Below are 23,932 nucleotides of genomic sequence, written 5' to 3' on the forward strand. Positions count from 1 at the left end.
GACTTCCGAACGGAGGGTTTTATCTCCCGCGGTACGCGGACGCCAGCGCGGCGCACTCGTCGAGGATTTTCAACGATTCGTCGTGCGGCGCGGTGGGCAGCATGAGCGCAAGCTGCCCGAATCCCAACTCTTCGCAGGCTTGCCAGTACTCGGGATCCGCGGGGGTGCCGAACTGTAGCAACGGAACGTCGTGCCCGAGTCCTTCGCGCATCGCATCGATGCGCGCGGACATGACATCGACGGGCTGTGGGTTGGCTATCCACCCGGCGTCGTGCCGGATGACGCGCTTCACCGTCGCATCGGAGGCGCCGCCGATGAATATCGGGGGGTGCGGTGTCTGCACCGGCTTGGGACGGAGGTAGGAGGGTTCGATATCGACGTGTTTGCCGTGATACTCGGCCGGCTCGTTCGTCCACAGGGCTTTGATTGCTTCGATCTGCTCGTCCAACAGTGCACCCCGTGTCTTCGGGTCGGTGCCGTGGTTGCGGATCTCCTCGAGGATCCAACCCGCTCCCACGCCGAATACGAACCGGCCCCGTGAGATCAGGTCGATACTGGCGGATTCTTTTGCAGTGGTGATGGGATCACGCTGAATGAGCAAGGTGATACCGGTGACCAGCTCGATCTTCGATGTCACCGCTGCGGCCGCTGCCAGAGTGACGAAGGGGTCGAGCGTCCGATAGTAGAAGTCGGGCATCTCTTCGCCGGTGGGAAACGCCGTCTCCCTACTGGCTGGGATGTGAGTGTGCTCGGCAACAACCAGCGAGTCGAATCCACGCTCCTCGATGGCGCGAGCCAGCGACACCGGGTCGATCCCGTCGTCGGTGACAAAGGTGGAGATTCCGATCTTCAAGGCTGTTCCTAACGTCGGGTGTCGCCCGTGCACGGGGCGTGAAGTGGGATCACAGCCGGGGTCACTCCAGGATGAAGACGGGGAGTTGCCGGTCTGTCTGGGACTGGAATTCGGCGTACTGAGCGAAGGACTCGACGGCTAGCGTCCACCATTTCTCGCGCTCGGCCCCGTCGAGCTCGCGGGCCTGGAGGGTGAGAACCTTCGTCCCGTCTTGCACCGTGACGGTGGGGTTTGCCTTGATGTTGTAGTACCACGACGGGTTCGTGGCACCGGCACCGTTCGAACCGACCATGGCGTACTTGCCCTCGGCTTCGACGCGCATCAAGGGCACGTACCGCTTCTTGCCGGACTTCGCCCCGGTGATCGTGAACAGCACGACAGGCAGACCCTGATACTCGGCCCCCTCGGTGGTGCCCTGCTCGAGAATCTGCTCGGTCAGCTCGCGGACCCAGGACTTGGGGCTCAGCTCGGTTTCGGTGGCGGTCTCGTTATTAAGCACGTGGGCGCCAACAATCGCCATGGCCGGAAATTCCCGATACGTCTCGCTCAACGAAACTTTGCCCCTCTCCTGGTAATTCCACCCCTTCCACACCGGGGATCGTGGCATCGATGCGTGGGCAACGCGTGGTGGCCGCGGGCGCAGATTATTGCCGAAGACATTTTGGGGTACATCCGTGTCGGACGTGCATCCGATGCGCGATCGGGCAGGCTGGGGTCTTCGCTTCGATAGCAGGGGCGACACCGGTATCGAAGCTGCGCTCCGGGAAGGCCGTGAGAATCGAGAAAAAGAACGGTAGACGGACAGTGATCACTGCCCGGGATTTCCGCGCAGGCTGTCGTCGCGCTGAATCGGGTCATCGATCGCGGTTGGACAGGTACACCGCGAAAATAGCCGTCGAGCCGAAAAAGGCTCAGTCGGCGGGACGGGCTTGATCAGCCTCTAGAGCAACGGTTTCCAGCTCGGATCGGTACTGATCCCACCAGGCTGCGTCGCCGTCGGCCATGTTCTCGTTGCCGAGGCGCAGTCCGACGGAGTTGTCGATCAATTCGCGCAGTATGTCTGCGTGTCCGGCATGTCGATTCGTTTCGATGCACAGATGCACCAGTACGCGATGCAACGTCACTTCTTGTTTGTCCGCAGGCCAGTGCAGGACGCGTCCCGCTGCATCCAGGTCGAGTGAATCGATGGTCTTGTCGGCATACGTCCACGCCTCGCGGTACAGGGCGACAATGGATTCCGACGATTCTTCGGCGGTGGCCCACATGTCGGAATTCAGCCGGGCCATGCCCTCTGCTTCCAATTCCGCGAAAGGAGATGGAAATTCGCGACCGAACGTGAGGCCGAAGTAGCCGTATTCGACGATGGCGAGGTGTTTGACCAACCCCAACAGGTTGGTTCCCGTCGGCGTCATCGGTCGGCGCTTCTGGTATTCGGTGAGGCCGTCGAGCTTCCACAGCATGTTCTGGCGAGCGATCCGAAGGTACTGGTGCAGCTCGTCCTTCATGTCGTTCAGCTCGTCGATGCGTGCCACACGAGGGCTGCGGCCAGTGCGCCGAGTCCGTTCAACGACCAGTGCAGGGCGATGGGTGCGATGAGACTTCCGCTTCGACTGCGCAGCCAGGTGAAGACGACCCCGGCTGCGGCGGTCGCGACGACTGCGAGCGCGATCCCGACGATTTGCCCGAACAGCCCGCCGCCGAGAAATCCGCTGAGTCCCACGTTCCCGGCGGTCAGGCCGAGCGAGGACGCGATGTGCCACAGACCGAAGAGCAGGGACCCTGCCGCGAAGACTCCGCGGGCGCCGTAGATGCGGCCCAACGTGCCGTGCAGCACTCCACGGAACGCGAGTTCTTCCGGGATGACCGTTTGCAGTGGGATGACGATCATCGAGGCGACCAGCGCCGCGGAGATGGTGGCATAGCGATCGGCCATGAAGAAGGGCCGCGTCATCGGCAGTAATGCACCGACGGCGATGACGGTCAGGACGATGCCGACGGCACCGAGTGCGTAGAGCGAACCCGTCTTCCATTGCTTGGGTGACAGTCCCAGCTCGGCCCATCCGAGTCCGCGACGGTTCGACAGGATCACCAGGAGAACGGCGGCGATCGGAACCGTCGCGATACTCGCCCACACCGTGGTGAAGTGCGCGATGAGGTTGGTGCCCACGAGCACGAGAACGACGATGGCGACGTCGAGGTAAGCGCGGACGGCCCGTCGAGGTGCGACGCTCCCGGCTGGGTTGACAGCAAGCATTGGATCGAGTGTACCGGCGTCAGCTGATGACACCCGGAGAATCGAGGCTTCTGTCGAGGCCCTTACGGTCGTAGAGAAGGGTGAACACCAGGCCGAACACGAGGCCGATGAGCAGCCCGAGGGACGTCATACCCACCGAATGCAGCAGGCCGGCGTCGGGCGAGGCGTTGAAGTACAGGATCGATCGGCTGCCGAGGAAAATCTGATGCATCGGCTCGAACTGGGCAAGCCACGTGAAAATCGGCGGGCTCGCCTCGAGAGGAATCGTGCCACCCGAGGACGGCAGGGCCAGGATGATGAAGACGACCAAGTTGACCAACAGTCCGGCGGTCCCGAATGCGGACATCACCGCCAGCGCAGTGAATCCGACGGCGGTGATCGCGAACGCGCCGTACATCCACAGGGTCCACGCATGGGTGATGGGCATACCCAGTAGATGGCTGATCAGTAGGTACAGGGCGGATACGAGCATGGCCAGAACGAACATCACCAGCCACTTGACCAACAGCGTCTGGAACCGGCTGATCCGGGTGGGTCCGCGGTGGATGTACTTCGGGCCGATTTCGGTTGGGGTGAACCCCAACAAGCCGTCGACGAGGGTGCTGACGATGGTCGCACCGGTGAATCCCGCCAAGACGAGCAGTAGCGCGTAGTAGAACGCAGACAGGCCACCGCCGGTACCGTCGGGCAGTGGATCGTGCTGGGCAACAATCACATCGATCGGCTGCGCCAACGTCAGAGCGCTCGCGCCCGCCAGGGGAGTGTCGCCGAGCTGCTGGCGAACCTGATCGGTGATCTGTTGGCCCACGGTCTGATTCACCGATTCGAATGCCGGAGTGGCCACTCTGGTGACGAGCGACATTCCGAAGCTCCCCGCCCGTGGATTGGTGTAGACGGTGATGATCGGCTTCTCGATATCACCGGGAATGATGCTGCCCTCGGCCAGGATTCCCATTCTCTTGGTGAAATCACTGGGGATGACGATGGAGCCGTAGACCTCGGCCGTGGACAGCAACGATTCGGCCTGCGCCGGGCCGACCTCGCGGAAAGCGACCTTCTCGGAGTCGACGTTCTGAATCAATCCGTCGACGATGTCGTTGCCGATATTGCGTTGCTCACCCGCAAGGGTGTCGCCCTCGTCCTGGTTGACGATCGCAATGGGCAGATCGTGCAAGTTACCCCGTGGATCGAGAACGCCGCCCAGATACAGTGCCGCGAGAAACGACATAAGGGTCGAGACGACAAGGATCGGAGCGAGCCAGAAACGCGGCGAACGAAGGACGTCGGCCATCGACCGAGGGGTTCTGTCGGGTGTCACCGGATCAGTGTCGCAAGTTCGGCTGCTACGTGCGCGGTAGTTCTACCTGTGGACCGTCGACCGTCCGGAATGGGCGTTACGCCCACCCATGTGAGTGGAACTTCGTAGCAGGCTACGAAGTTCCATGCACATGCGGCGCAGCCGCTCCTAGGCGGTTGCGCGACGCGGCAGCTTCCAGTCCGGGCGAACCCAGTGGCAGGTGTAGCCCTCGGGGTACTTCTGCAGGTAGTCCTGGTGCTCGGGCTCGGCTTCCCAGAAATCTCCTGCCGGGGTCACCTCGGTGACGACCTTGCCCGGCCACAGGCCCGACGCGTCGACATCGGCGATCGTGTCCTCGGCCACGCGCTTCTGCTCGTCGTTCAGGTAGAAGATGGCCGAGCGGTAGCTGGCTCCGATGTCGTTGCCCTGACGATTCTTCGTGGTGGGATCGTGGATCTGGAAGAAGAACTCCAGCAGATCCCGGTACGACGTCTGGGTGGGGTCATAGATCACTTCGAGGCCCTCGGCGTGGTTGCCGTGGTTGCGGTACGTCGCGTTGGGGACTTCGCCGCCGGTGTAGCCGACGCGAGTGGAGACCACCCCGGGCAGCTTGCGGACGAGCTCCTCGGCTCCCCAGAAGCATCCTCCGGCGAGAATGGCGGTTTCGGTGGCTGCAGACATGTGCTCTCCTAGTTCTCTATCGAGCGATACGTGGGGTTCAACGAACGAGTCGTCCTCATAATTCCGAATCGTGGGTGCGTTCGCCGACCTCCAGGACGAGTTTGCCGGTATTGGCACCGTCGAACAACAGGTTCAGCGTCGATCCGAACGCCGTGATTCCGCCGATCTCGATATGCTCGCGCGCGGTCATCTTGCCGCTGGTGAGCAACTCCGACAGAGCGTCGACGCCTTCCTGATAGCGATCGAGATAGTCGAAGATGATGAACCCGGTCATCGACGCACGGTTGATCAGCAGAGACAGGTAGTGCGCGGGTCCGGGCTGCGGTTCGGTGGCGTTGTAGCCGGAGATGGCCCCGCACAACACCACTCGCGCACCCTTACGCAGGCGCGAGAGCGCCGCATCGAGAATCTCGCCGCCGACGTTGTCGAAGTAGACGTCGATGCCCTTCGGTGCAGCGGCCTTCAGGGCCTTGTACACCGACTCGTTCTTGTAGTCGATCGCCGCGTCGAAGCCCAGCTCCTCGGTGAGCCAGGCGCACTTCTCGGGCCCGCCGGCAATCCCGATCACGGTGGCTCCCTTGGCTTTCGCGATCTGGCCCGCGATGCTGCCGACGGCCCCGGCCGCCCCGGAGATGACGACGGTATCGCCCTCGGCCAGCTTGCCGACGTCCATCAACCCGAAGTAGGCCGTCAAACCTGGGAAGCCGAGGGCACCGAGCCAGGTGGGTGCCGGTGCGATCGATTCGTCGACCTTCTGCACTCCCGACCCGTCCGAGATCGCATGCTCGGTGACGCCGAACGAGCCCGAAACGACCTCGCCGACAGCGTAATCCGGATGCCGGGACTCGAGGACGCGGCCGACGGCATGAGCACGCATCACCTCACCGATGCCGACGGGAGGCACGTACGAGCGCGCATCGTTGAGCCAACCGCGCATGGCGGGATCGAGGGAGACGTAGTCGACGGTGACGACGAATTCGCCGTCGCCCGGGGTGGGGATGGGTTCCTCGGTGAGATCCCACGTCGACTCGTCGGGACGCCCCACGGGCCGCTGAGCCAAGCGGATCTGACGGTTCACGGATGTCATCTACCGTTCCTTCCACATCGAAGACGTGCATGTCGAAAACAGGGTCCTTCGACACTAGGGCAGAATGACGTCACGATGACCAACGCGCCGAACACCACCCGCCTCGCCCCTCGCCTCGTCGCCAGCGATGTCGATGGGACCCTGCTCGACCAGCACGAACGTGTCAGTGAACGCACCAAGCGAGCTGTCGCAGCCGTCGTAGCGGACGGAGTGCCTTTCGTGCTGTCCACCGGCAGGCCGCCGCGGTGGATCCACCCCGTCGTCGACGGTCTCGGATACGCGCCGATGTCGGTGTGCGCCAACGGTGCGGTCATCTACGACGCGGCCACCGATCGCGTGCTCAGTGCGGAGACCCTCGATGTCGAGACGTTGCAGTGGCTGGCCGACGTCGCGTACCGCGCGCTACCCGGTTGCGGTCTCGCCGCCGAGCGCGTAGGCCGATCGGCGCACGACGCGGCCACGCCGCAGTTCGTCAGCTCGCCCGGCTACGAGCACGCGTGGCTCAATCCCGACAACGTCGAGATGTCCGAGGACGACGTCGTCGACGTCCCCGCGGTGAAGCTGCTGATACGTCTGTCGGGATCGACCAGCGGCCACATGGCAAACATTCTCTCGCCGCTGATCTCCGGCCGCGCCGACCTGACCTTCTCCACCGACAACGGGCTCATCGAACTGTCGGCGCCGGGCGTCACGAAGGCGTCGGGCCTGGCCAAGGTCGCCGAGACGCTGTCCGTGGACGTCGCCGACATCGTCGCCTTCGGGGACATGCCCAACGACGTCCCGATGCTGTCGATGGTCGGCCTGGGCGTAGCCATGGGCAACGCGCATCCGGCCGCCGTCGCCGCCGCGGACGAAGTGACCGTCACCAACGCAGACGACGGAGTGGCGCAGGTACTCGAACGCTGGTGGTGATACGCCGGTACAGGGGCGCATCGAACACGACAAGGGCCGAGTCACCGTGGTGACTCGGCCCTTGTCGACTGTCTGAACTCAGCCCGCGGGTGCAGGCTCCGGTGCCGGAGCGGGCTCGGCAACAGGTGCCGGCTCCACCGGCGCGGCGACCGGCTTCTGCATTTCTGCGTTGTACGTGTCGTTGTACGTCTTGATCACCGTGGTCACGATGCCGGTGAGCTCGTTGAAGATGAGCGAACCGTTCTCGAAGTCCGTTCGGAAGCCCTCCGGCACCTTGAACTCGTCGGTGAGCGGCAGACCGAGGACGCCGTCGACACCGCCCTGCTGCAGGTACTGCTGGAAGATCTTGCCGATGACGGCCACGGCCTGGCCGGCCATGTTGGTGATGATCTCGCCGTTCTGGAACTGCGCCTTCTCGCGGCCGCCGCTGACCTGAACCAGGCCGCTCACCGGCACACCGAGAGCGCCGGTTTCGCCGCCCGAGGACAACCACTTCTGCGCGACGGGGCTCGTCGACGCCAGGCGCTGCAATTCTGCGACCAGGGCCGGGATGTTCTCGCCCAGAGTCGAACTGACGTCCGTGCCCGGGCGTGACGGTGCCGGGTCGGTCACCGCGGTATCCGGTGCGGTGGCATCGGGCGCGGTCTCGGGTGCTGCCGGTGTGACATCGCCGCCACCGCCGAGGTTCGCGGCCGCGATGTCGCGGATCTCCCCGAGCCTGGCGTATCCGGCATCACCGGGGCATTCGGTATTGCCGACGTCGCGGTGACCGAAGATCACCGGCAGGTCGACGGTCTTGCCTTTACCGATGAACGTGAAATCCGTTCCCTCGGAGGTCATCGTCGTGGTCCCCTTGGGATCCAGACCTGCCTTGCCGAGTCGCCAACCGAGGAACTTGCCGACCGAATCGACGGTCTCCTGCGACGGATCCTGAGTGGAGTAGTCGCCCATCATGGCCACTCCGACGGTGTTCTCGTTGAATCCACCGGCGTGCGCACCCTGGACCGGCTTGTCCAAGCCGCCGGCGCGACCCTCGAAGATCTGGCCGTACTTGTCGACGAGTGCGTTGTAGCCGATGTCGCACCAGCCCAGAGTCTGTGCGTGGTACGCGTAGATGGCGCGGACGATCTCGGCCGATTCGGACTTCGAGTAGTCGTTGCTGCCTGCGGTGTGGTGCACGGTGGCACCGCCGATGAAATCGTCGATTGTCGGGTTGGCGCAACGGATCGACTCGTCGGCACCCCACTGGGCGCGGGTGATGACGTTGGGACCTGCATCGCCTGCCACCGGAGTAGCGAGGTCGCTCAACGCCGAATCGGCGGGGGACGTGCCGGGGGTGATGAGCACGGCGCTGATGTCGCTCACTGCCGACGCCAACTGCTCGGCCGACACCTCAGGAGCGGCTTCGGGCGCAGCAGGCTCTGTCGGTGCCGGATCCTGTTGGCGCAGCGGCTTGCTCGACGACGCGGGTGTGTAGCCCAAAGGCTGCTCCGCAACGGCGGGAGCAGGCGCAGGTGCGGAGGCATCGGAAGGCAGCGGAACAACCGGGACCTCCGGAACCGGCGGCGTTGCAAAGCTTTCGGGAGCAGCGCTGCTCGTCAGCGGAGTCAACAGCACCTGCACGGCCTTGGTGAGTCCCACGAAGATCGGTTCGGTGCCCTGCTTTTCCGCAGCGGGAACGGCGTCGCTCGCGGTGGTATCCACCGGTGCGGTCTGCAGCCACGGGCCCCAGGATCCGTCCTCGAGCTGACGTCGAACCTGCGCGCTCGCGCCGTTCAGCTGCTCGGAGGTCAACGCCACCATGCTGAACGGGGTGTCCTGCGAGATTTCCTTGACTGCGGCTCCGAGCGGCGGCCCGGTGGGGTCGGCCGCTTCAGGATTGACCGGTGCCGAGGCGTCAACCCTGGGGATCGGGGCCTGCGCGGTTGCGCCACCCGGAGCCGGCGTCGTGAGACCCGGGATGTCGGGAATCTCGATCGGCGGGATCACGATGGAGTCCGGCAGCGGCAGGTATTTCAGATCGGAGAGCCGCAGATCGGGCAGCGGCAGGCCGGTGAGCTCCTGCAGCGGAATGACGATGTCCGGCGCAGCGCTCAGCGCGGTCTCGACGATCTTCGTCGGCACGGTGACCGGGGTTGTCTCGTTGGCCGGTCGAACTCCGGTGGTCGTGCTGTCTGTCAGCCCTGCGACCGCAAACGGGGTCGCGACGGCGAGTAGTGCGACAGCACCGAGAACGATCGACGGCTTCGTTCGACGGTTCGGCAAGGCGGTACTCCCTGGTTGGTGGTAGGTACGCGTCGTAGAATCTCCCACTGCTGAACAACATGAATCACATCAGCAACATGAGTCCCATCAGACACAAGGCTAAACCTTAGCTTGACAGTTAGCCACAGCCGGGAAGTTCCAGTGGCGCGGCGCGTCGGGGCTTGCACTCCTGGGTCATTCCGCAGGCTCCACTCCCGCCTTCATGGGTCGTTCCGCAGGCTCCACTCCCGCCTTCATGGGTCATTCCGCAGGCTCCACTCCCGCCCCCTACGCTTTCCACCTGTGACTGTGCACTTCATCGGAGCCGGACCCGGAGCGGCAGACCTGCTCACGTTGCGGGCCGTCGAGTTCCTGCGATCCAGTCCGGTGTGTGTCTACGCCGGTACCTACATCGACGACGCGATCCTCGAACATTGCTCGGCCGGTACTCGCCTGGTCGACACCGCGAAGCTCGATCTCGATGCCATCACCGCCGAACTCGTTGCGGCCGACCAGCGCGGGGACGACGTCGCACGCCTGTGCTCGGGTGATCCGTCCCTCTACTCCGCGATCGCAGAACAGTCGGCTCGACTCGACGCCGCGGGTGTGCCGTGGGACATCACGCCGGGAGTGCCCGCCTACGCGGCCGCTGCGGCCACGTTGGGCGTCGAGCTGACCGTTCCCGAGGTGACGCAATCGGTGGTCCTCACCCGTGCGCAGGCCCGCTCGACGGCGATGCCGGACACCGAGGCGCTGGCCAATTTCGCCGCCACTCGCGCGACGTTGGCTTTGCATCTGGCCATCACTCGCACCCGCATCATCGCCGACGAGTTGGCGCAGTTCTACGGCTCGGACTGCCCCGCCGCGGTCGTCTTCCATGCCAGCAAGCCCGACGAGATGGTTCTGCGCGGCACTCTGGCCGACATCGCCGACCAGGTCGAGGCCGCCGGCCTGCGTCAGGCCGCAGTGATCCTCGTCGGTCCTGCTCTCGCTCGTCGCGTCGTTGCCGAATCCCACCTGTACGACGCCTGCCGGGACCGCTCGTGAAAATCCATCTGATCGGCATCGGCGGTGGACATCCGGACCAGGTGACGGTGCAGGCCGTCGAGAAGCTGCGGGCCGTGGACGTGTTCATCGTGGCCGACAAGGGCGCGTCCGTCGGGGATCTGGCAGCAGCCAGGCAGGAGATCCTCGAGCGCCACCACGGTGGCAGCTACCAGGTCATCGAGGTGCCCGACCCCCCACGCGACCGGTCACCTCGGCAGTACGAGACCGCCGTCCTCGATTGGCACGACGCCCGCGCCCGGGCGTACGCCGACGTGCTCGACGGTCTCGCCGACGGCACCGTCGTCGGGTTTCTCGTCTGGGGAGACCCCGCGCTCTACGACAGCACCATCCGCGTCGTCGAGCGGATCGCCCAACTGCGCGGCGACATCGAGTTCGATGTCACACCCGGCATCTCCAGCGTGTCCATGCTGGCGGCGAGTCATCGACTCGTGCTCAATCGCATCGGGGGCCCGATCGTCATCACCACCGGCAGGAACCTGGCCGGCGACGTCGCAGCCGGGCTGGACAACCTCGTCGTCATGCTCGACGGCAACCTGGCCTGCAGTGCGCTGACCGGCGCAGGGTGGGGCATCCACTGGGGAGCCAACCTGGGTACGACCGACGAGAAGCTCGCGGCCGGGCCGCTCGACGACGTGCTCGACGACATTCGCCGCGCCCGCGCCGAGGTCAAAGAGGCGCACGGCTGGGTGATGGATACCTACCTGCTCCGACGCCTGCCAGGTTGACACCGGACCGGCCGGGCGGTGCCTGGCGGGGTGGAGCCGTCACGATCGTCGGATACCCTGGTTGCCCGTGACTGCTGTAAGCCCCGAGACCACCTCTTCCGACGCCACCGCGACCGGCCGCTACGACCTCATCGTCGTCGGATCCGGGTTCTTCGGTCTGACCGTGGCAGAACGGGCGGCGTCCCAGCTGGGCAAGCGTGTTCTCGTTCTCGATCGGCGGCACCACCTGGGCGGCAACGCGTACTCGGAGGCCGAGCCCGAGACGGGTATCGAGATTCACAAGTACGGTGCGCACCTGTTCCACACGTCCAACAAGCGCGTGTGGGACTACGTCAACCAGTTCACCGACTTCACCGGCTACCAGCACCGCGTCTTCGCGCTGCACAACGGTCAGTCGTACCAGTTCCCGATGGGCCTGGGGCTGATCTCGCAGTTCTTCGGAAAGTTCTTCTCCCCGGCCGAGGCGCGGGCCCTGATCGAGGATCAGTCCAGTGAGTTCGACTCCAAGGACGCGCAGAACTTCGAGGAGAAGGCGATCTCGCTGATCGGACGTCCGCTGTACGAGGCATTCATCCGGGACTACACGGCCAAGCAGTGGCAGACCGATCCGAAGGAACTCCCCGCGGGCAACATCACCCGGTTGCCGGTGCGCTACACCTTCGACAACCGCTACTTCAACGACACCTACGAGGGTCTGCCGGTCGACGGCTACACCGCGTGGCTCGAGAACATGACACGCGACGAGAAGATCGACGTTCGCCTGAACACCGACTGGTTCGACGTTCGCGACGAGTTGGTCGCCGAGAGCCCAAACGCCCCGATCGTCTACACCGGGCCGCTGGACCGCTACTTCGACTACTCCGAGGGCGAACTGGGCTGGCGCACCATCGATTTCGAGACCGAGGTGCTCCCGGTCGGCGATTTCCAGGGAACGCCGGTGATGAATTACAACGACGGCGACGTGCCGTTCATTCGGATCCACGAGTTCCGCCATTTCCATCCCGAGCGTGAGTACCCGACCGACAAGACGGTCATCATGCGCGAGTTCTCACGTTTCGCCGAGAGCGGCGACGAGCCGTACTACCCGATCAACACCCCCGACGACCGGCAGAAGCTCGAGGCGTACCGCAACCGCGCGAAGGCCGAGACGGCCTCCAACGGAGTGCTGTTCGGTGGCCGACTCGGCACGTACCAGTACCTCGACATGCACATGGCCATCGCGAGCGCACTGAACATGTACGACAACACCCTGGCCCCGCACTTCGAGACCGGCACCGCCCTGGCGGGGGACAAATGACCGCCAAGCACCTGCTCGAGGACGGGGTGGCAGACGTCGCGCCGGTCCTCGGAAAATCGCTGTTGCAGCGTGTACTGCTGCCCCGTTCGGGTGAGCCGCTCGACGTGCGCACGCTGTACCTCGAAGAAGCGACCACCAATGCCAAACGCGCGCACTCGCTCTCGCGTACCTCGCTCACCATCGGCGGCGAGTCCGAGGTGTCGTTCTGCACCTACTTCAACGCATTCCCGGCGAGCTACTGGCGTCGCTACAGCGTCCTGAAGTCCGTGGTGCTGCGCGTCGAGGTGTCCGGCCACTGCCGAATCGACGTCTACCGGTCCAAGGCCGATGCGTCGCGCATCCACGTCGAGGGCCGCGAGGCCGTGGACGGCGATGCGGCGCAAGAGTTTCTGATCGACCTCGGCCCGTTCGAGGACGGCGGGTGGATCTGGTTCGACATCACCTCCGATTCCGAGGTGGTCCTCGAAAGCGCCGGTTGGTACGCGCCGATCGACGCTCCCGGTGAGGCGACCGTCGCCGTCGGCATCCCCACGTTCAATCGACCCACCGACGCCGTCAAAGCGCTTGTCGCCCTTGGCTCGGACCCGTTGGTGCTCGACGTGATCCAGGCCGTCATCATGCCGGATCAGGGCACCCGCAAGGCGAAGGACGAACCCGGCTTCGACGAGGCCGCAGCTGCGCTCGGTGGCCGTCTCGCGATCCACGATCAGGCGAACCTCGGTGGGTCCGGCGGCTACAGCCGGATCATGTACGAGGCACTGAACAACACTGCCTGCCAACACATTCTGTTCATGGACGACGACATCGAGATCGAGCCCGACTCGATTCTGCGGGCGTTGGCGATGTCGCGATTCGCCAAGGTGCCCACGCTCGTCGGCGGCCAGATGCTGAATCTGCAGGCGCGTAGTCACCTGCACGTCATGGGTGAAGTGATCGACCGCGGGAACTTCATGTGGACCGGCGCGCAGAACGTCGAATACGACCACGACTTCTCCGAGGATCCGCTGCGCACCAGCAAGCTGCTGCACCGCCGCATCGACGTCGATTACAACGGCTGGTGGATGTGCATGATCCCGCGCGTCGTCGCCGAGGAACTCGGGCAGCCGTTGCCCCTGTTCATCAAGTGGGACGACGCCGAATACGGCTTGCGCGCACGCGAAGCCGGCTACCCGACGGTGACGCTGCCGGGTGCCGCGATCTGGCACATGGCGTGGAGCGACAAGGACGACGCCATCGACTGGCAGGCGTACTTCCACCTGCGTAACCGTCTCGTTGTTGCGTCGCTGCACATGCCGGGCGACGGCAAGGGCCTGGTGCTGGACACCATCAAGGCCACCGTCAAGCACTTGCTGTGCCTCGAGTACTCGACGGTCGCCATCCAGAACCTCGCGATTCGTGACTTCCTGGCCGGTCCCGAGCACATCCTCGAGATCCTGCCCACGGCATTGCCGACGGTGCACGCACTGCGCAAGGAATTCCCCGACGCCGTCGTTGTCGGCAGTTCCACGGAATTGCCGCTCGCATCGGGTGAGGAAGTCGGAGCCGTCGGCCTGCCGACCAACCCGATTTCCAAGGTCCGTCGTCTGGCCAAGGGCTTGCTGCACAACGTCAAGCCTGCGCACGAGCAGCACCACGAGCGTCCGCAGCTCAACGTGCCGACTCTCGACGCACGCTGGTTCCTGCTGTCCCAGGTGGACGGGGTCACCGTCACCACCGCCGACGGCCGAGGCGTCGTCTACCGCAAGCGCGACCGCACGCAGGCCGCGGCGTTGCTGAAGGAAGCGCTGTCGTTGCGCAAGCAGTTGGCAGCCGAATTCCCTGCGCTCAAGGCTCGATACCGTGATGCCGTGCCGCACCTGACCAGTAAGGAAACGTGGGAACGTGTCTTTCGTTACCAGGCGTAAAGGCCAGACCGAGGTGCCGACCGAAGTGCGCATTCTCGAAAAGGTGCAGGCCACGGTCGGTAGCGCCCCCGGTGCGATCACCGTCGCGCGCGGGATGTCGCACTTCGGCGAACATGCCCTCGGCTGGGTGGCGATCGCAGGTATCGGCGCTGCTCTGGACGCGCCGCGGCGACGCCAGTGGGCGTCGGTGGCCGTCGGTGCCGTCGGATCACATGCCGCGTCCATCGTCATCAAGCGCATCGTGCGCAGGCCGCGTCCCCACGATCCGGCCGTCCGGATCAATGTCTCGACGCCGAGCAAGCTGAGTTTCCCGTCGTCGCATGCGACATCCACCACAGCGGCTGCGGTTCTCCTCGGCCGCGTGACCGGGCTACCGTTACCGGCGGTCCTCGTCCCACCCATGTTGCTCTCGCGCTTGGTGCTCGGAGTCCATTACCCCACCGACGTGCTGGCCGGATCTGCACTCGGCGCGTTGACGGCTGCTGCCGTCGTGAAGTTCGAAGGAGACAAATGAGCGAGGATGCCGCACCCGTAGGCGCACCGCCGAAGAATCTGGCGGACGGCATCGTCAAGGCGCTTCGCCCGCGTCAGTGGGTCAAGAACGTGCTGGTCCTGGCCGCGCCGTTGGCGGCAGGCTCGGTCACCGATCGCGACGTGCTGCTGTCCGTCGCGCTCGCGTTCATCGTGTTCTGCTTCGCCGCCTCCGGTGTCTATCTGGTCAACGACGCCATGGACGTCGAGGCCGACCGCGCGCACCCCACCAAGCGGTTCCGGCCGATCGCTGCAGGAGTCCTGCCCGTCACGATCGCCTACGCGATGGCCGTGGTGTCGCTCGGACTCGCCGTCGGTCTGTCGTTCTTCGCGAACTGGAAGCTCGCGCTGGTCATCGGCGTCTACATCGTCATCCAGCTGGCGTACTGCTTCGGCCTCAAGCACCAGGCCGTGCTCGACATCTGCATCGTCTCCTCGGGCTTCCTGCTCCGCGCGATCGCCGGTGGCGTCGCTGCCTCGATCCCGCTCTCGCAGTGGTTCCTGCTGATCATGGCGTTCGGCTCGCTGTTCATGGCGGCGGGCAAGCGCTACGCCGAGCTGCAACTGGCCGAACGCACCGGGGCGAAGATCCGTAAGTCGCTCGAGAACTACACCACGACATATCTGCGCTTCGTGTGGACGCTGTCCGCGACGGCCGTCGTCATCTGCTACGGCCTGTGGGCTTTTCAGCAGGACGCCGAAACGGACTCCAACTGGTTCGCCATCTCGATGATTCCGTTTACTATCGCAATCCTGCGATACGCAGTGGATGTAGACGGCGGCGAGGCAGGCGAACCCGAAGAGATCGCGTTGGGAGACAGGGTTCTCCAGCTACTCGCCATAGCGTGGATCGGAGTGGTTGGTGTCGCTGTCTACCTCGCCTGACCAGCGAGACACGCGAGAAGACACCCCGGCACCGGCGGTCTCGACCAGGGCGGTCTTCTGGGTCGGGACCGTCGTCACCGGTGCCCTGTTTCTGTGGGGTGCCTGGGAACGTCGCTGGATCGCCGACGACGGCCTGATCGTCCTGCGCACCGTCCGCAACCTGTTGGCCGGCAACGGCCCGGTGTTCAATGCGGGCGAGCGGGTCGAGACCAACACCAGCACCATCTGGACCTACCTCGTCTACGCGGGTAGCTGGCTCAGCGACGGCCGGCTCGAGTACGTGGTCCTGACGATCGCGCTCGTGCTGTCCACAGCGGCCGTCGTCATCGCGATGATCGGCACGTTCTCCCTGCGTGGGCGCACTGCGTCACGCACTCTCTTCCTCCCCGCGGGCGTCCTGGTGTACATCGCGGTACCGCCGGCCCGTGACTTCGCGACGTCCGGGCTGGAGACCTGCCTGGTCATCTTCTGGCTGGCGGTTTTGTGGCTGCTGATGGTGCGCTGGGGGCAGCGCCGCGGAGGTGGCGTCGAGCTGCTGCTGCTGGCCTTCTTCGCGGGCCTGGGCCCGCTGGTGCGCCCCGAGCTGTCCATCGTGTCGGTTCTGGCACTGGCGATGATCTTCCTCGCCCCGCAGACGTGGTTGTCGAGGCTGCGCGTGTTCGCATTCGCGGGCGCGGTTCCCGTGCTGTACCAAATTTGGCGCATGGGCTACTACGGCCTTCCGTACCCCAACACCGCAGTGTCCAAGGACGCCGGCGGTGCCAAGTGGTCGCAAGGGTGGGCGTATCTGACCAACCTGATGGGACCGTACCTACTGTGGCTCCCGCTGGTGCTGCTCCTGCTCGGTGCCGCCCTGTCGGTGACACGAGTGCGCCCGACGCTGCCCAGAACAGTGGGCGGCCTGCTCGCCGCGTTGCGCACGCCGACTGCTGTCGTCGTATTCGTGCTCGTCAGTGGATTGTTGCTCGCGGTCTACGCAATTCGAGTCGGTGGCGATTTCATGCACGGGCGAACATTGTTGCCCGCCCTGTTCACGCTGCTGTTGCCCATTTCGATATTGCCCGTCGCGCTCCCGCAACGATGGTCCGGTAATCGTGCGACTGCTGTTTTCGTCGCAGATGTATTCGTCTGGGGTGGGATCGTCGTCTGGGCTCTGCTTGCGGCGAACACGACGGGAATGCCCCAGGGCTCGATCGTCGGACGAAGCGGAATCGTCGACGAACGAGCGTTCTATTCGCTCAACACCGGGCACGCTCATCCGATCCTGGCGTCGGACTATCTCGACTATCCGCGGATGCGGGCAATGGTTCAGGCGGTCGACGACACCCCGGACGGCGGATTGCTGCTGCCGTCCGCGCAATTCACCTACTGGGATGTCGTCCCGCCGCCCCTCCCGATCCCCGAGGGTGGATTCGGTCACACCGTCTACTTCCTCAACCTGGGGATGACGAGCATGAACGTCGGCCTCGACGTGCGGGTCATCGACCAGATGGGGCTGGCGTACCCGTTGGCATCGCACACCGAACGCCTCGAGAACGGCCGTATCGGTCACGACAAGAACCTCTACCCGGACTGGGTCGTCGCAGATCTGGGACTGGTCGGCATCCATCCGTACCTGCCCTGGTACATGGACGAGGACTGGGTGACCGAAGCCCAGGTGGCGTTGACCTGCCCGGACACCCAGGAAATGCTGACGTCCTACCGAGCACCGTTGACGAAGGATCTGTTCGTCCGGAATGTGAAACGTTCGTTGTTCTATGCCGGTTATCGATTCGACCGGGTGCCGAAATACGAAATACAGCGATGTGATCTTCCGGCACCTGTATTGAAGGCCGATAATTAGCCGACAGAACACGAGAAGATCACCGGGTTGCGCCGATTCGGTCTCGACGCGAAGATGAGCTGTCTCGATCCTGTAACGGGCGACGTACTTCGTGCGATAAGTGCGGAGGATATGTATGCGCCAGACCCTGGGTCGGGCGCATACATGATGAACTTGCGAGATCAATCGTTGATTGCGTAACCGATGTGACGAAGCTGCTGAGAGGTCGAGTGCATGCTGGGTAGATGGAAGAGCCGGTCCGGGGACAAGCGAGCGGGCTCCTGGGGACGCCGCGCCGCAACATCCATGCTGATGGCAGTGGTGCTACCACTGGGCTTGGCCGTGGCGGGCGGTGGCGCAACTGCCAACGCAGCGTTCGACGGCAACGCCATCGACGTCTGGACGGACTCGAGCATGGGCCCGATCAAGAGCCGGGTGTGGCGGGCAGCGGACGGTAACACCAACCGCGTCGTCTACCTGCTCGACGGCCTGCGCGCCACGACGGACATCTCGGGCTGGGAGCACGAGACCGACGCCGGAGCAGTTCTCGCCTCGTGGAACATCAACGTCGTCGAGCCGGTCGGTGGACAGTCGAGTTTCTACTCCGACTGGTACGCACCGTCCAACTTCAACGGTCAGAAGACCACCTACAAGTGGGAAACCTTCCTGACGCAGAACCTCCGCGAGAACCTGCGCGCGAACTACGGCTTCAACCCGAACCGCAACGGTGTCATCGGCATCTCGATGGGCGGCTCCGCAGCCCTCACGCTGGCCGCGTACCACCCGGACCAGTTCAGCTACGCCGGTTCGCTGTCGGGCTACCTGAACATCTCCGCACCCGGCATGCGCGAGGCGATGCGCCTGGCACTGCTGGACTCCGGCCGCTACAACATCGACGCGATGTGGGGCCCGCCGTGGGATCCGGCATGGCTGCGCAACGACCCGTTCGTCTTCGCGCCTCGCTTGCGTGACAACGGCACGCGCGTGTGGGTCTTCGCAGGCAGCGGTCTGCCCGGCGGTCTCGATCGCCCACAGAGCTTCATCGATTACTACAACACCGCGAACGGTATGGGCCTCGAGGCCATCGCCCTGGCGAACAGCCGTGCCTTCCAGATCCGCATGGCGAGCATCGGTGCCAACAACGTCACGTATGCGTTCCCGGCCGTCGGTACCCACCAGTGGGGCTACTGGGGCGAGCAGATCCGCGTCATGGCACCGGACCTGAGCGCCAACATCGGTAACTGATCCACCCGGCAGCGTTTGCTGTCGCAGTCCCCGCTTTCGGCCCTGTAGTGATATTTCACGACTTTTCAGGGCTGTTCAGCGGGGACCGCGCAGGATAGTCTCCTGTTTCAGAAACTCGCAGAGGCGAGACTGGGACGCTGATCACAGTTTTGCCTTGGAACCGCTCGATGGAATAACCTCCATCGAGCGGTTCGCCTGTTATGCAGCAGAACCTCGACATTTCGACACACCACAGCTTCACCCCGGCCTCATGGGCCGTCAGTCAGCCCTGTTCGATTGCCGGGGGCCGCTACGACAGCGGAGACCGCGTAGATGAGAGAGAGCACGATTCATGCGATTTGCCGGCCTCAGCAGTAACCCGAAGGCGTCATCACGCTGGCGTCAGCGCCTGCTCGGCGTGGGTGCTGCCGCACTCGTTCTGCCGATCGCAGCCGGTGTCGTCGGCGGCGCAGTCGCAGTCGCTGCCCCCACTGCCGTCGTCCATCAGACCCCGGCCGGTGGCCGCGAGGACCTGATCGTCCCGTCCGAGATGGGTCCGATCAAGGTCCAGGTCCAGTGGGCGGCGCGCGGCGGAAACGCTGCTCTCTACCTGCTCGACGGCCTGCGTGCCCGCGACGATCGCAACGCCTGGACCTTCGAGACCAACGCGCAGGATCAGTTCGCCAACGACGACGTGACTCTGGTCATGCCCGTCGGTGGACAGTCGAGCTTCTACAGCGACTGGTACACCTCGTCGAACTTCAACGGCCAGGAAGTCACCTACAAGTGGGAGACGTTCCTGACGCAGGAGCTCCCGGCGTTCCTGGAGAACTACGGCGTCTCGCGCAACAACAACGGTGTTCTCGGACTGTCGATGGGTGGTTCGGCTGCCCTGACGCTCGCCGCGTACCACCGCGACCAGTTCAAGTTCGCCGGCTCGCTCTCGGGTTACCTGAACATCTCGGCCCCGGGCATGCGTGAGGCGATTCGTATCGCGATGCTCGATGCCGGCCGCTTCAACGTCGACTCCATGTGGGGACCGCCCTGGAACCCGGCGTGGCTGCGCAACGACCCGTTCGTCTTCGCACCCAGGTTGCAGGGTCTGTCGCTGTACATCTCCGCAGCCAGTGGCCTGCCCGGCCAGTTCGACCGCCCGGCCGCGCCGATCGATTTCTACAACACCGCCAACGGCATGGCGCTCGAGGCACTCTCGCTGGCCAACACCCGTGCATTCCAGATCCGCATGGGCACCCTCGGCATCCCGGCGACCTACAGCTTCCCGGCCAACGGAATCCACGCCTGGCCGTACTGGGGTGCCGAGCTGTGGAAGGCACGCACCCAGATCCTGGACGCGTTGAACGCCTGATTCGGTTCCGTAACGTGCTCTCCGACAATGCCGCCCCACGCTCTCGCGTCGGGCGGCATTGTCGGTTCGAGCGCCGGCTCTCCGAGCCTCCCCAATTCACATTCGCACCACCAGTCACAGCGAGTCTGCTGTTCGTGGCCATCGGGCACGTGTAGAAAGACATACGAAGCATGTCTCGAGACGAGACCTTCGGTCGTCACAGGAAAGAGAGTCACCATCATGCGCACTGGGCTTGTTCGGTTCGGTCGTACCCCATCGGCCGGCACACGGGCTCGGCGAGCGGCAGCAGCAGTGACTGTCGCCTCCGCGCTGATGATTCCCTTCGCGACGACGACGTTGGCCACTGCAACCCCGGTTGCTCATGCCGCCCCGATGGCGCAGACCGGCCCCGCCTACACCCAGACCGGTGGAGCAACCGTCACCTCGGTGGACTGGCTCTCCGATCGCCGCGTCGCGCTGTGGATCCAGTCGCCCTCGATGGGAACGCCCATCCAGGTGCAGCTGCTGCTCGCGCGTGACTGGAACATCAACCCGCAGGCCACGTTCCCGCAGGTGTACATGTTGGACGGCCTCCGGGCGACCGACCAGGAGAACGGCTGGACGGCCGAGACCGACGCCGAGGCCTACTTCGCCGACAAGAACGTCAACGTCGTGCTGCCGATCGGCGGACAGTCCAGCTTCTACTCCGACTGGGTCGATCAGGACAACGGCAAGAACTACCAGTGGGAGACGTTCCTGACCAAGGAGCTGCCGCCCATCCTGGCCAAGGACTGGCGCAGCACCGACAACCGTGGCGTCGTCGGGTTGTCGATGGGTGGCACGTCGGCGATGTTCCTCGCGGCCCGCAACCCCGGCTTCTTCAAGTTCGCCGGTTCGCTGTCGGGCATCCTGACCACCACCTCGCTCGGCATGCCGCAGGCCATCCAGTACGCGATGACCGACGCCGGCGGCTACAACTCCAAGGCCATGTGGGGCGCACCGTCCAACTCGCTGTGGGCTCAGCACGATCCGTACCTGCTGGCCGACAAGCTGAAGGGCGTCAGCCTCTACATCTCGAGCGGCAACGGCTCGACCGGCCCGTACGATCAGCCGTCGCCGATTCCGGGCGTCAGCACCAACTACGCGGGCATGGGCCTCGAGATCCTCTCGCGACTCACTTCCCAGACCTTCGCCACCAAGCTCAACCAGCTCGGAATCCCCGCGCAGGTCAACTACCGCCCCTCGGGAACGCACTCGTGGCCGTACTGGCAGTTCGAGTTGCACCAGCTGTGGCCGCAGCTCGCTACGGCACTCGGCGTCGAGGTCGATAAGCCCGCCTGCAGTGTCGCGGGCATGATCGGCAATGCGAGCGGCGCGAATTCGTGGCTGGGTCCCTGCCTCACCGCGGAGTACAACGTCGCAGGCGGACGAGCTCAGGACTTCACGTTCGGTCGGGTCTTCTTCACGCCTGACACCGGGGCGCAGGTGGTTGCCGGCGCTATCGGCGGTATCTACCAAGGCAACAAGGGCCCCGAGGGTGCGCTCGGCTTCCCGAAGACCGGTGAGATCGCCACTCCCGACGGCCGCGGCCGCTTCAACGCCTTCCAGAACGGCATGGTCTACTTCACGCCGCAGACCGGAGCCCATGTGGTCAAGGGTGCCGTGCTCGACGAGTGGGCAGCCCAGGGGTACGAGGGCGGTCCTCTGGGATACCCGGTGCTCGACGAGGTGGCAACACCCAACAAGCCCGGCTCGGTGCAGGGCTTCGAGATCGGCGCGATCTACACCTCTCCCGACGCGGGCGTGCATTCTGTACAGGGCATGATTCTCGGTAAGTACGGTGAATTGGGTTGGGAGAGTGGACCTCTCGGGTTCCCCAAGTCCAATGAGATCGGCCCCATCCGGGACGGCGGACGGTTCAATCAGTTCGAGACCGGCAACATCTACTGGAGCCCGGTCAGCGGAGCCTGGTCCATGCCGTACGGCCCGATCTTCGACGCCTGGGGATCGGTGGGCTACGAAGGTGGCCGCCTCGGCTACCCCACCAGCGATCAGTTCGACATCGACGGTGGCGGCAAGCAACAGAACTTCCAGTTCGGCATCATCACCGTCAAGGACGGCAAGGCCACGATCGCTCCGTGACCGGAGGCAGTCACGGCTTCAGAGTTCTCTCAGAGCGTGGCTGTACTCTCGCCTGCGACCCGACGACCGAAGGATTTCGATCGATGACGCGTAACTCTCTGGCCAGAACTCTGTCACTCGGCGTGCTCGCCGTGGCGGCGAGCTCGATGCTGGCGGCGTGTGGAAGTGACGACTCGACGGCCACCGGCGCGCCGACCAGCACCACCACGGCAGCTGCGACGACGACCGAGGCGAGTTCGTCGACGTCGGCGGCCGAGAGCACCACCACTACTGTCGCTCCGACCACCAGCCCGGGCGAGGCGGCGACGGCACCGCCGGAGCAACCCCAGGCCGTGCCGGACGACTTCCCGGGGCCGACGGAGAGCCAGATCGACAACCGTGGCCAGCGTTTCCTCGACGAGCTGAAGAGCAAGGGCGTCACTCCGGCGGGCAACGGCGACATCGCGGTGTCGACGGCCAACTACATCTGTGCCGCGCAGGCGCAGGGCGTCGCAGCCGACGAAATCACGACCTACGTCACCGCGAACGTCGGCGTCGAGGCGAGTGCAGCCGGAACGCAGATGAACGAGACGCAGGCCCAGCAGGCTGCCCAGACCTACATCGCCGCCGCGCAGGCGACGTACTGCACGCCGTAGTTCGCGCTGATGGCCAAACGTAAACGCAGAGTTCTGCCGGTGATCGCCTTCGCGGTGATCATCGGGCTCGTCATCGTGGCCCTGTGGTACCTCCTCGCCGGGCGTCTCGGACCCGGACCGGGACCGGTACCGCCGCCGGGGCCCGAGCAGCCGACCTCGCAACCGGCGGACTGCCCGGACGTCCAGGTCATTGCCATCCCCGGTACGTGGGAGTCGTCGTCGACCGACGACCCGTACAACCCGACCGCCAATCCGGTGTCGCTGATGCTCAACGTCACCCGGCCGCTGCAGGAGCAGTTCCCCGGATCTCGCGCGGACGTCTACACGGTTCCCTACGTCGCACAGTTCTCGAACCCCATCGCGCTGCCGCCGGACGGCCAACAGTCGTACAACAACAGCCGTACCGAGGGTAAAAACGTTGCGGTGCAGAAGATGTCGGACGTCGCAGCGCGATGCCCACTGACCAACTTCGTCATGGCCGGCTTCTCTCAGGGAGCAGTCATCTCCGGCGACATCGCGGCCGACATCGGCGCGGGTAACGGACCCATCTCCGCCGATCGTGTCCTCGGCGTCACCCTCATCGCCGACGGCCGCCGCGACGGAGTGTCGGGTACCGACGTGCCGGGACCGCTCGACGGTGTCGGAGCCGAGGTCGCCCTCGGGGGACTCGACCTCCCCGGCATCACCATGACGGGGCGTCGGGACGGCGGATTCGGCGCGCTCGACGACCGGACCAATCAGATCTGTGCACCCGGCGACCTGATCTGTGCGTCCCCGTCGGATGGACTGTCGCTGCGCAACATTCCGCAGAGCATCCAAATTCTGATCGGGGCGGCGGGCAATCCGGTGCACGCGTCGTACAACAGTTTCGTCGTCGACGGTTCCGGCACGACGGCCACCCAGTGGACGGCGGCGTGGGCGGCCGATCTGATCGAGAATGCGCCGACGCCTCCGCACTCGTGATCGGGCCGTGTGGACGACGGCGTGATCGGGGTCGTGGGTAGCGCAGTGACCGGTGTCATCGAT

The 23,932-nt window shown here is 64.8% G+C and carries 21 protein-coding genes; 13 read left to right on the forward strand and 8 right to left on the reverse strand.

What is annotated here, in order from left to right; all coding sequences use genetic code 11:
- Positions 1-19: 19 nt before the first annotated feature.
- From CH268_RS11545 to CH268_RS11575, 7 genes are all read right to left on the reverse strand, one after another.
- Positions 20-853, reverse strand: coding sequence for an LLM class F420-dependent oxidoreductase (locus CH268_RS11545; protein WP_094664148.1), 834 nt, complete (start codon positions 851-853; stop codon positions 20-22).
- A gap of 61 nt (positions 854-914) precedes the next feature.
- Positions 915-1,373, reverse strand: coding sequence for a nitroreductase family deazaflavin-dependent oxidoreductase (locus tag CH268_RS11550; protein ID WP_048319308.1), 459 nt, complete (start codon positions 1,371-1,373; stop codon positions 915-917).
- Between the two features lie 391 nt (positions 1,374-1,764).
- Positions 1,765-2,358, reverse strand: a complete 594-nt coding sequence (locus CH268_RS11555) for a DinB family protein (RefSeq protein ID WP_094664345.1) — start codon at positions 2,356-2,358, stop codon at positions 1,765-1,767.
- Positions 2,359-2,363: 5 nt separating this feature from the next.
- Positions 2,364-3,107, reverse strand: a complete 744-nt coding sequence (locus tag CH268_RS11560; protein WP_032385351.1) for a CPBP family intramembrane glutamic endopeptidase — start codon at positions 3,105-3,107, stop codon at positions 2,364-2,366.
- Positions 3,108-3,126: 19 nt separating this feature from the next.
- Entirely contained in the window at positions 3,127-4,425 is a 1,299-nt protein-coding gene (locus CH268_RS11565; RefSeq protein ID WP_441346973.1) for a YhgE/Pip domain-containing protein, read from the reverse strand.
- Between the two features lie 147 nt (positions 4,426-4,572).
- Positions 4,573-5,085: a peptide-methionine (S)-S-oxide reductase MsrA gene (gene msrA, locus CH268_RS11570; protein WP_027494823.1), complete on the reverse strand. Its 513-nt coding sequence runs from the start codon at positions 5,083-5,085 to the stop codon at positions 4,573-4,575.
- A gap of 55 nt (positions 5,086-5,140) precedes the next feature.
- On the reverse strand, positions 5,141-6,172 hold the full coding sequence (locus tag CH268_RS11575; protein ID WP_094664152.1) for an NADP-dependent oxidoreductase: 1,032 nt from the start codon (positions 6,170-6,172) through the stop codon (positions 5,141-5,143).
- Between the two features lie 75 nt (positions 6,173-6,247).
- On the opposite strand from CH268_RS11575, the gene CH268_RS11580 reads away from it, so the two are divergent.
- On the forward strand, positions 6,248-7,084 hold the full coding sequence (locus CH268_RS11580) for a Cof-type HAD-IIB family hydrolase (RefSeq protein ID WP_027494821.1): 837 nt from the start codon (positions 6,248-6,250) through the stop codon (positions 7,082-7,084).
- A 78-nt stretch (positions 7,085-7,162) separates the two neighbouring features.
- Here CH268_RS11580 and CH268_RS11585 read toward each other — a convergent pair whose 3' ends face one another.
- The gene (locus CH268_RS11585) at positions 7,163-9,349 is read right to left on the reverse strand and encodes a peptidoglycan recognition protein family protein (RefSeq protein ID WP_094664154.1); all 2,187 of its coding nucleotides are present in this window, start codon (positions 9,347-9,349) and stop codon (positions 7,163-7,165) included.
- A gap of 282 nt (positions 9,350-9,631) precedes the next feature.
- Here CH268_RS11585 and cobM point away from each other — a divergent pair, with 282 nt between their 5' ends.
- From cobM to CH268_RS11650, 12 genes are all read left to right on the forward strand, one after another.
- Positions 9,632-10,375 (forward strand): precorrin-4 C(11)-methyltransferase, encoded by a 744-nt coding sequence (gene cobM / locus CH268_RS11595; RefSeq protein ID WP_057473083.1) that lies wholly within the window; start codon positions 9,632-9,634, stop codon positions 10,373-10,375.
- Positions 10,372-11,121 (forward strand): precorrin-6A synthase (deacetylating), encoded by a 750-nt coding sequence (gene cobF, locus CH268_RS11600; protein ID WP_176457922.1) that lies wholly within the window; start codon positions 10,372-10,374, stop codon positions 11,119-11,121. The genes cobM and cobF overlap by 4 nt, the downstream gene beginning before the upstream one ends.
- A gap of 67 nt (positions 11,122-11,188) precedes the next feature.
- On the forward strand, positions 11,189-12,418 hold the full coding sequence (gene glf, locus CH268_RS11605) for a UDP-galactopyranose mutase (RefSeq protein ID WP_032366753.1): 1,230 nt from the start codon (positions 11,189-11,191) through the stop codon (positions 12,416-12,418).
- On the forward strand, positions 12,415-14,322 hold the full coding sequence (locus CH268_RS11610) for a glycosyltransferase (RefSeq protein ID WP_094664156.1): 1,908 nt from the start codon (positions 12,415-12,417) through the stop codon (positions 14,320-14,322). Before glf ends, CH268_RS11610 begins: the two co-directional genes overlap by 4 nt.
- The gene (locus tag CH268_RS11615) at positions 14,300-14,836 is read left to right on the forward strand and encodes a phosphatase PAP2 family protein (RefSeq protein ID WP_174557191.1); all 537 of its coding nucleotides are present in this window, start codon (positions 14,300-14,302) and stop codon (positions 14,834-14,836) included. The genes CH268_RS11610 and CH268_RS11615 overlap by 23 nt, the downstream gene beginning before the upstream one ends.
- Positions 14,833-15,738, forward strand: coding sequence for a decaprenyl-phosphate phosphoribosyltransferase (locus CH268_RS11620; protein ID WP_027494814.1), 906 nt, complete (start codon positions 14,833-14,835; stop codon positions 15,736-15,738). The genes CH268_RS11615 and CH268_RS11620 overlap by 4 nt, the downstream gene beginning before the upstream one ends.
- Positions 15,716-17,581: a flagellar motor control protein ZomB gene (gene zomB, locus CH268_RS11625; RefSeq protein WP_303396374.1), complete on the forward strand. Its 1,866-nt coding sequence runs from the start codon at positions 15,716-15,718 to the stop codon at positions 17,579-17,581. Before CH268_RS11620 ends, zomB begins: the two co-directional genes overlap by 23 nt.
- A 213-nt stretch (positions 17,582-17,794) precedes the next feature.
- On the forward strand, positions 17,795-18,805 hold the full coding sequence (locus CH268_RS11630; RefSeq protein ID WP_174557192.1) for an alpha/beta hydrolase: 1,011 nt from the start codon (positions 17,795-17,797) through the stop codon (positions 18,803-18,805).
- A 331-nt stretch (positions 18,806-19,136) separates the two neighbouring features.
- A complete protein-coding gene (locus tag CH268_RS11635) occupies positions 19,137-20,150 on the forward strand; it encodes an alpha/beta hydrolase (protein WP_027494811.1) in 1,014 nt (337 codons plus the stop codon).
- Between the two features lie 219 nt (positions 20,151-20,369).
- Positions 20,370-22,271 (forward strand): alpha/beta hydrolase-fold protein, encoded by a 1,902-nt coding sequence (locus CH268_RS11640; protein WP_094664158.1) that lies wholly within the window; start codon positions 20,370-20,372, stop codon positions 22,269-22,271.
- Between the two features lie 83 nt (positions 22,272-22,354).
- Complete coding sequence (locus tag CH268_RS11645; protein ID WP_032366756.1) at positions 22,355-22,906, forward strand: DUF732 domain-containing protein; 552 nt, start codon at positions 22,355-22,357, stop codon at positions 22,904-22,906.
- 9 nt (positions 22,907-22,915) lie between these two features.
- Positions 22,916-23,869 carry a cutinase family protein gene (locus CH268_RS11650; protein WP_027494808.1) on the forward strand — a complete coding sequence of 318 codons (954 nt, stop codon included), beginning with the start codon at positions 22,916-22,918 and terminating at the stop codon, positions 23,867-23,869.
- Positions 23,870-23,932 lie beyond the last annotated feature (63 nt).

The organism is Rhodococcus sp. 06-1460-1B, from assembly GCF_002258475.1.
Taxonomy (GTDB): Bacteria; Actinomycetota; Actinomycetes; order Mycobacteriales; family Mycobacteriaceae; genus Rhodococcoides; species Rhodococcoides fascians.

Excerpts from the sequence above, each read along its gene's own strand:
- CH268_RS11550 (WP_048319308.1), bottom strand. The coding sequence starts at position 1,373 with ATGGCGATTGTTGGCGCCCACGTGCTTAATAACGAGACCGCCACCGAA.
- CH268_RS11555 (WP_094664345.1), bottom strand. The coding sequence starts at position 2,358 with ATGAAGGACGAGCTGCACCAGTACCTTCGGATCGCTCGCCAGAACATG.
- CH268_RS11560 (WP_032385351.1), bottom strand. The coding sequence starts at position 3,107 with ATGCTTGCTGTCAACCCAGCCGGGAGCGTCGCACCTCGACGGGCCGTC.
- msrA (WP_027494823.1), bottom strand. The coding sequence starts at position 5,085 with ATGTCTGCAGCCACCGAAACCGCCATTCTCGCCGGAGGATGCTTCTGG.
- CH268_RS11575 (WP_094664152.1), bottom strand. The coding sequence starts at position 6,172 with ATGACATCCGTGAACCGTCAGATCCGCTTGGCTCAGCGGCCCGTGGGG.
- CH268_RS11580 (WP_027494821.1), top strand. The coding sequence starts at position 6,248 with ATGACCAACGCGCCGAACACCACCCGCCTCGCCCCTCGCCTCGTCGCC.
- CH268_RS11610 (WP_094664156.1), top strand. The coding sequence starts at position 12,415 with ATGACCGCCAAGCACCTGCTCGAGGACGGGGTGGCAGACGTCGCGCCG.
- CH268_RS11620 (WP_027494814.1), top strand. The coding sequence starts at position 14,833 with ATGAGCGAGGATGCCGCACCCGTAGGCGCACCGCCGAAGAATCTGGCG.
- CH268_RS11630 (WP_174557192.1), top strand. The coding sequence starts at position 17,795 with ATGCTGGGTAGATGGAAGAGCCGGTCCGGGGACAAGCGAGCGGGCTCC.
- CH268_RS11635 (WP_027494811.1), top strand. The coding sequence starts at position 19,137 with ATGCGATTTGCCGGCCTCAGCAGTAACCCGAAGGCGTCATCACGCTGG.
- CH268_RS11640 (WP_094664158.1), top strand. The coding sequence starts at position 20,370 with ATGCGCACTGGGCTTGTTCGGTTCGGTCGTACCCCATCGGCCGGCACA.
- CH268_RS11645 (WP_032366756.1), top strand. The coding sequence starts at position 22,355 with ATGACGCGTAACTCTCTGGCCAGAACTCTGTCACTCGGCGTGCTCGCC.
- CH268_RS11650 (WP_027494808.1), top strand. The coding sequence starts at position 22,916 with ATGGCCAAACGTAAACGCAGAGTTCTGCCGGTGATCGCCTTCGCGGTG.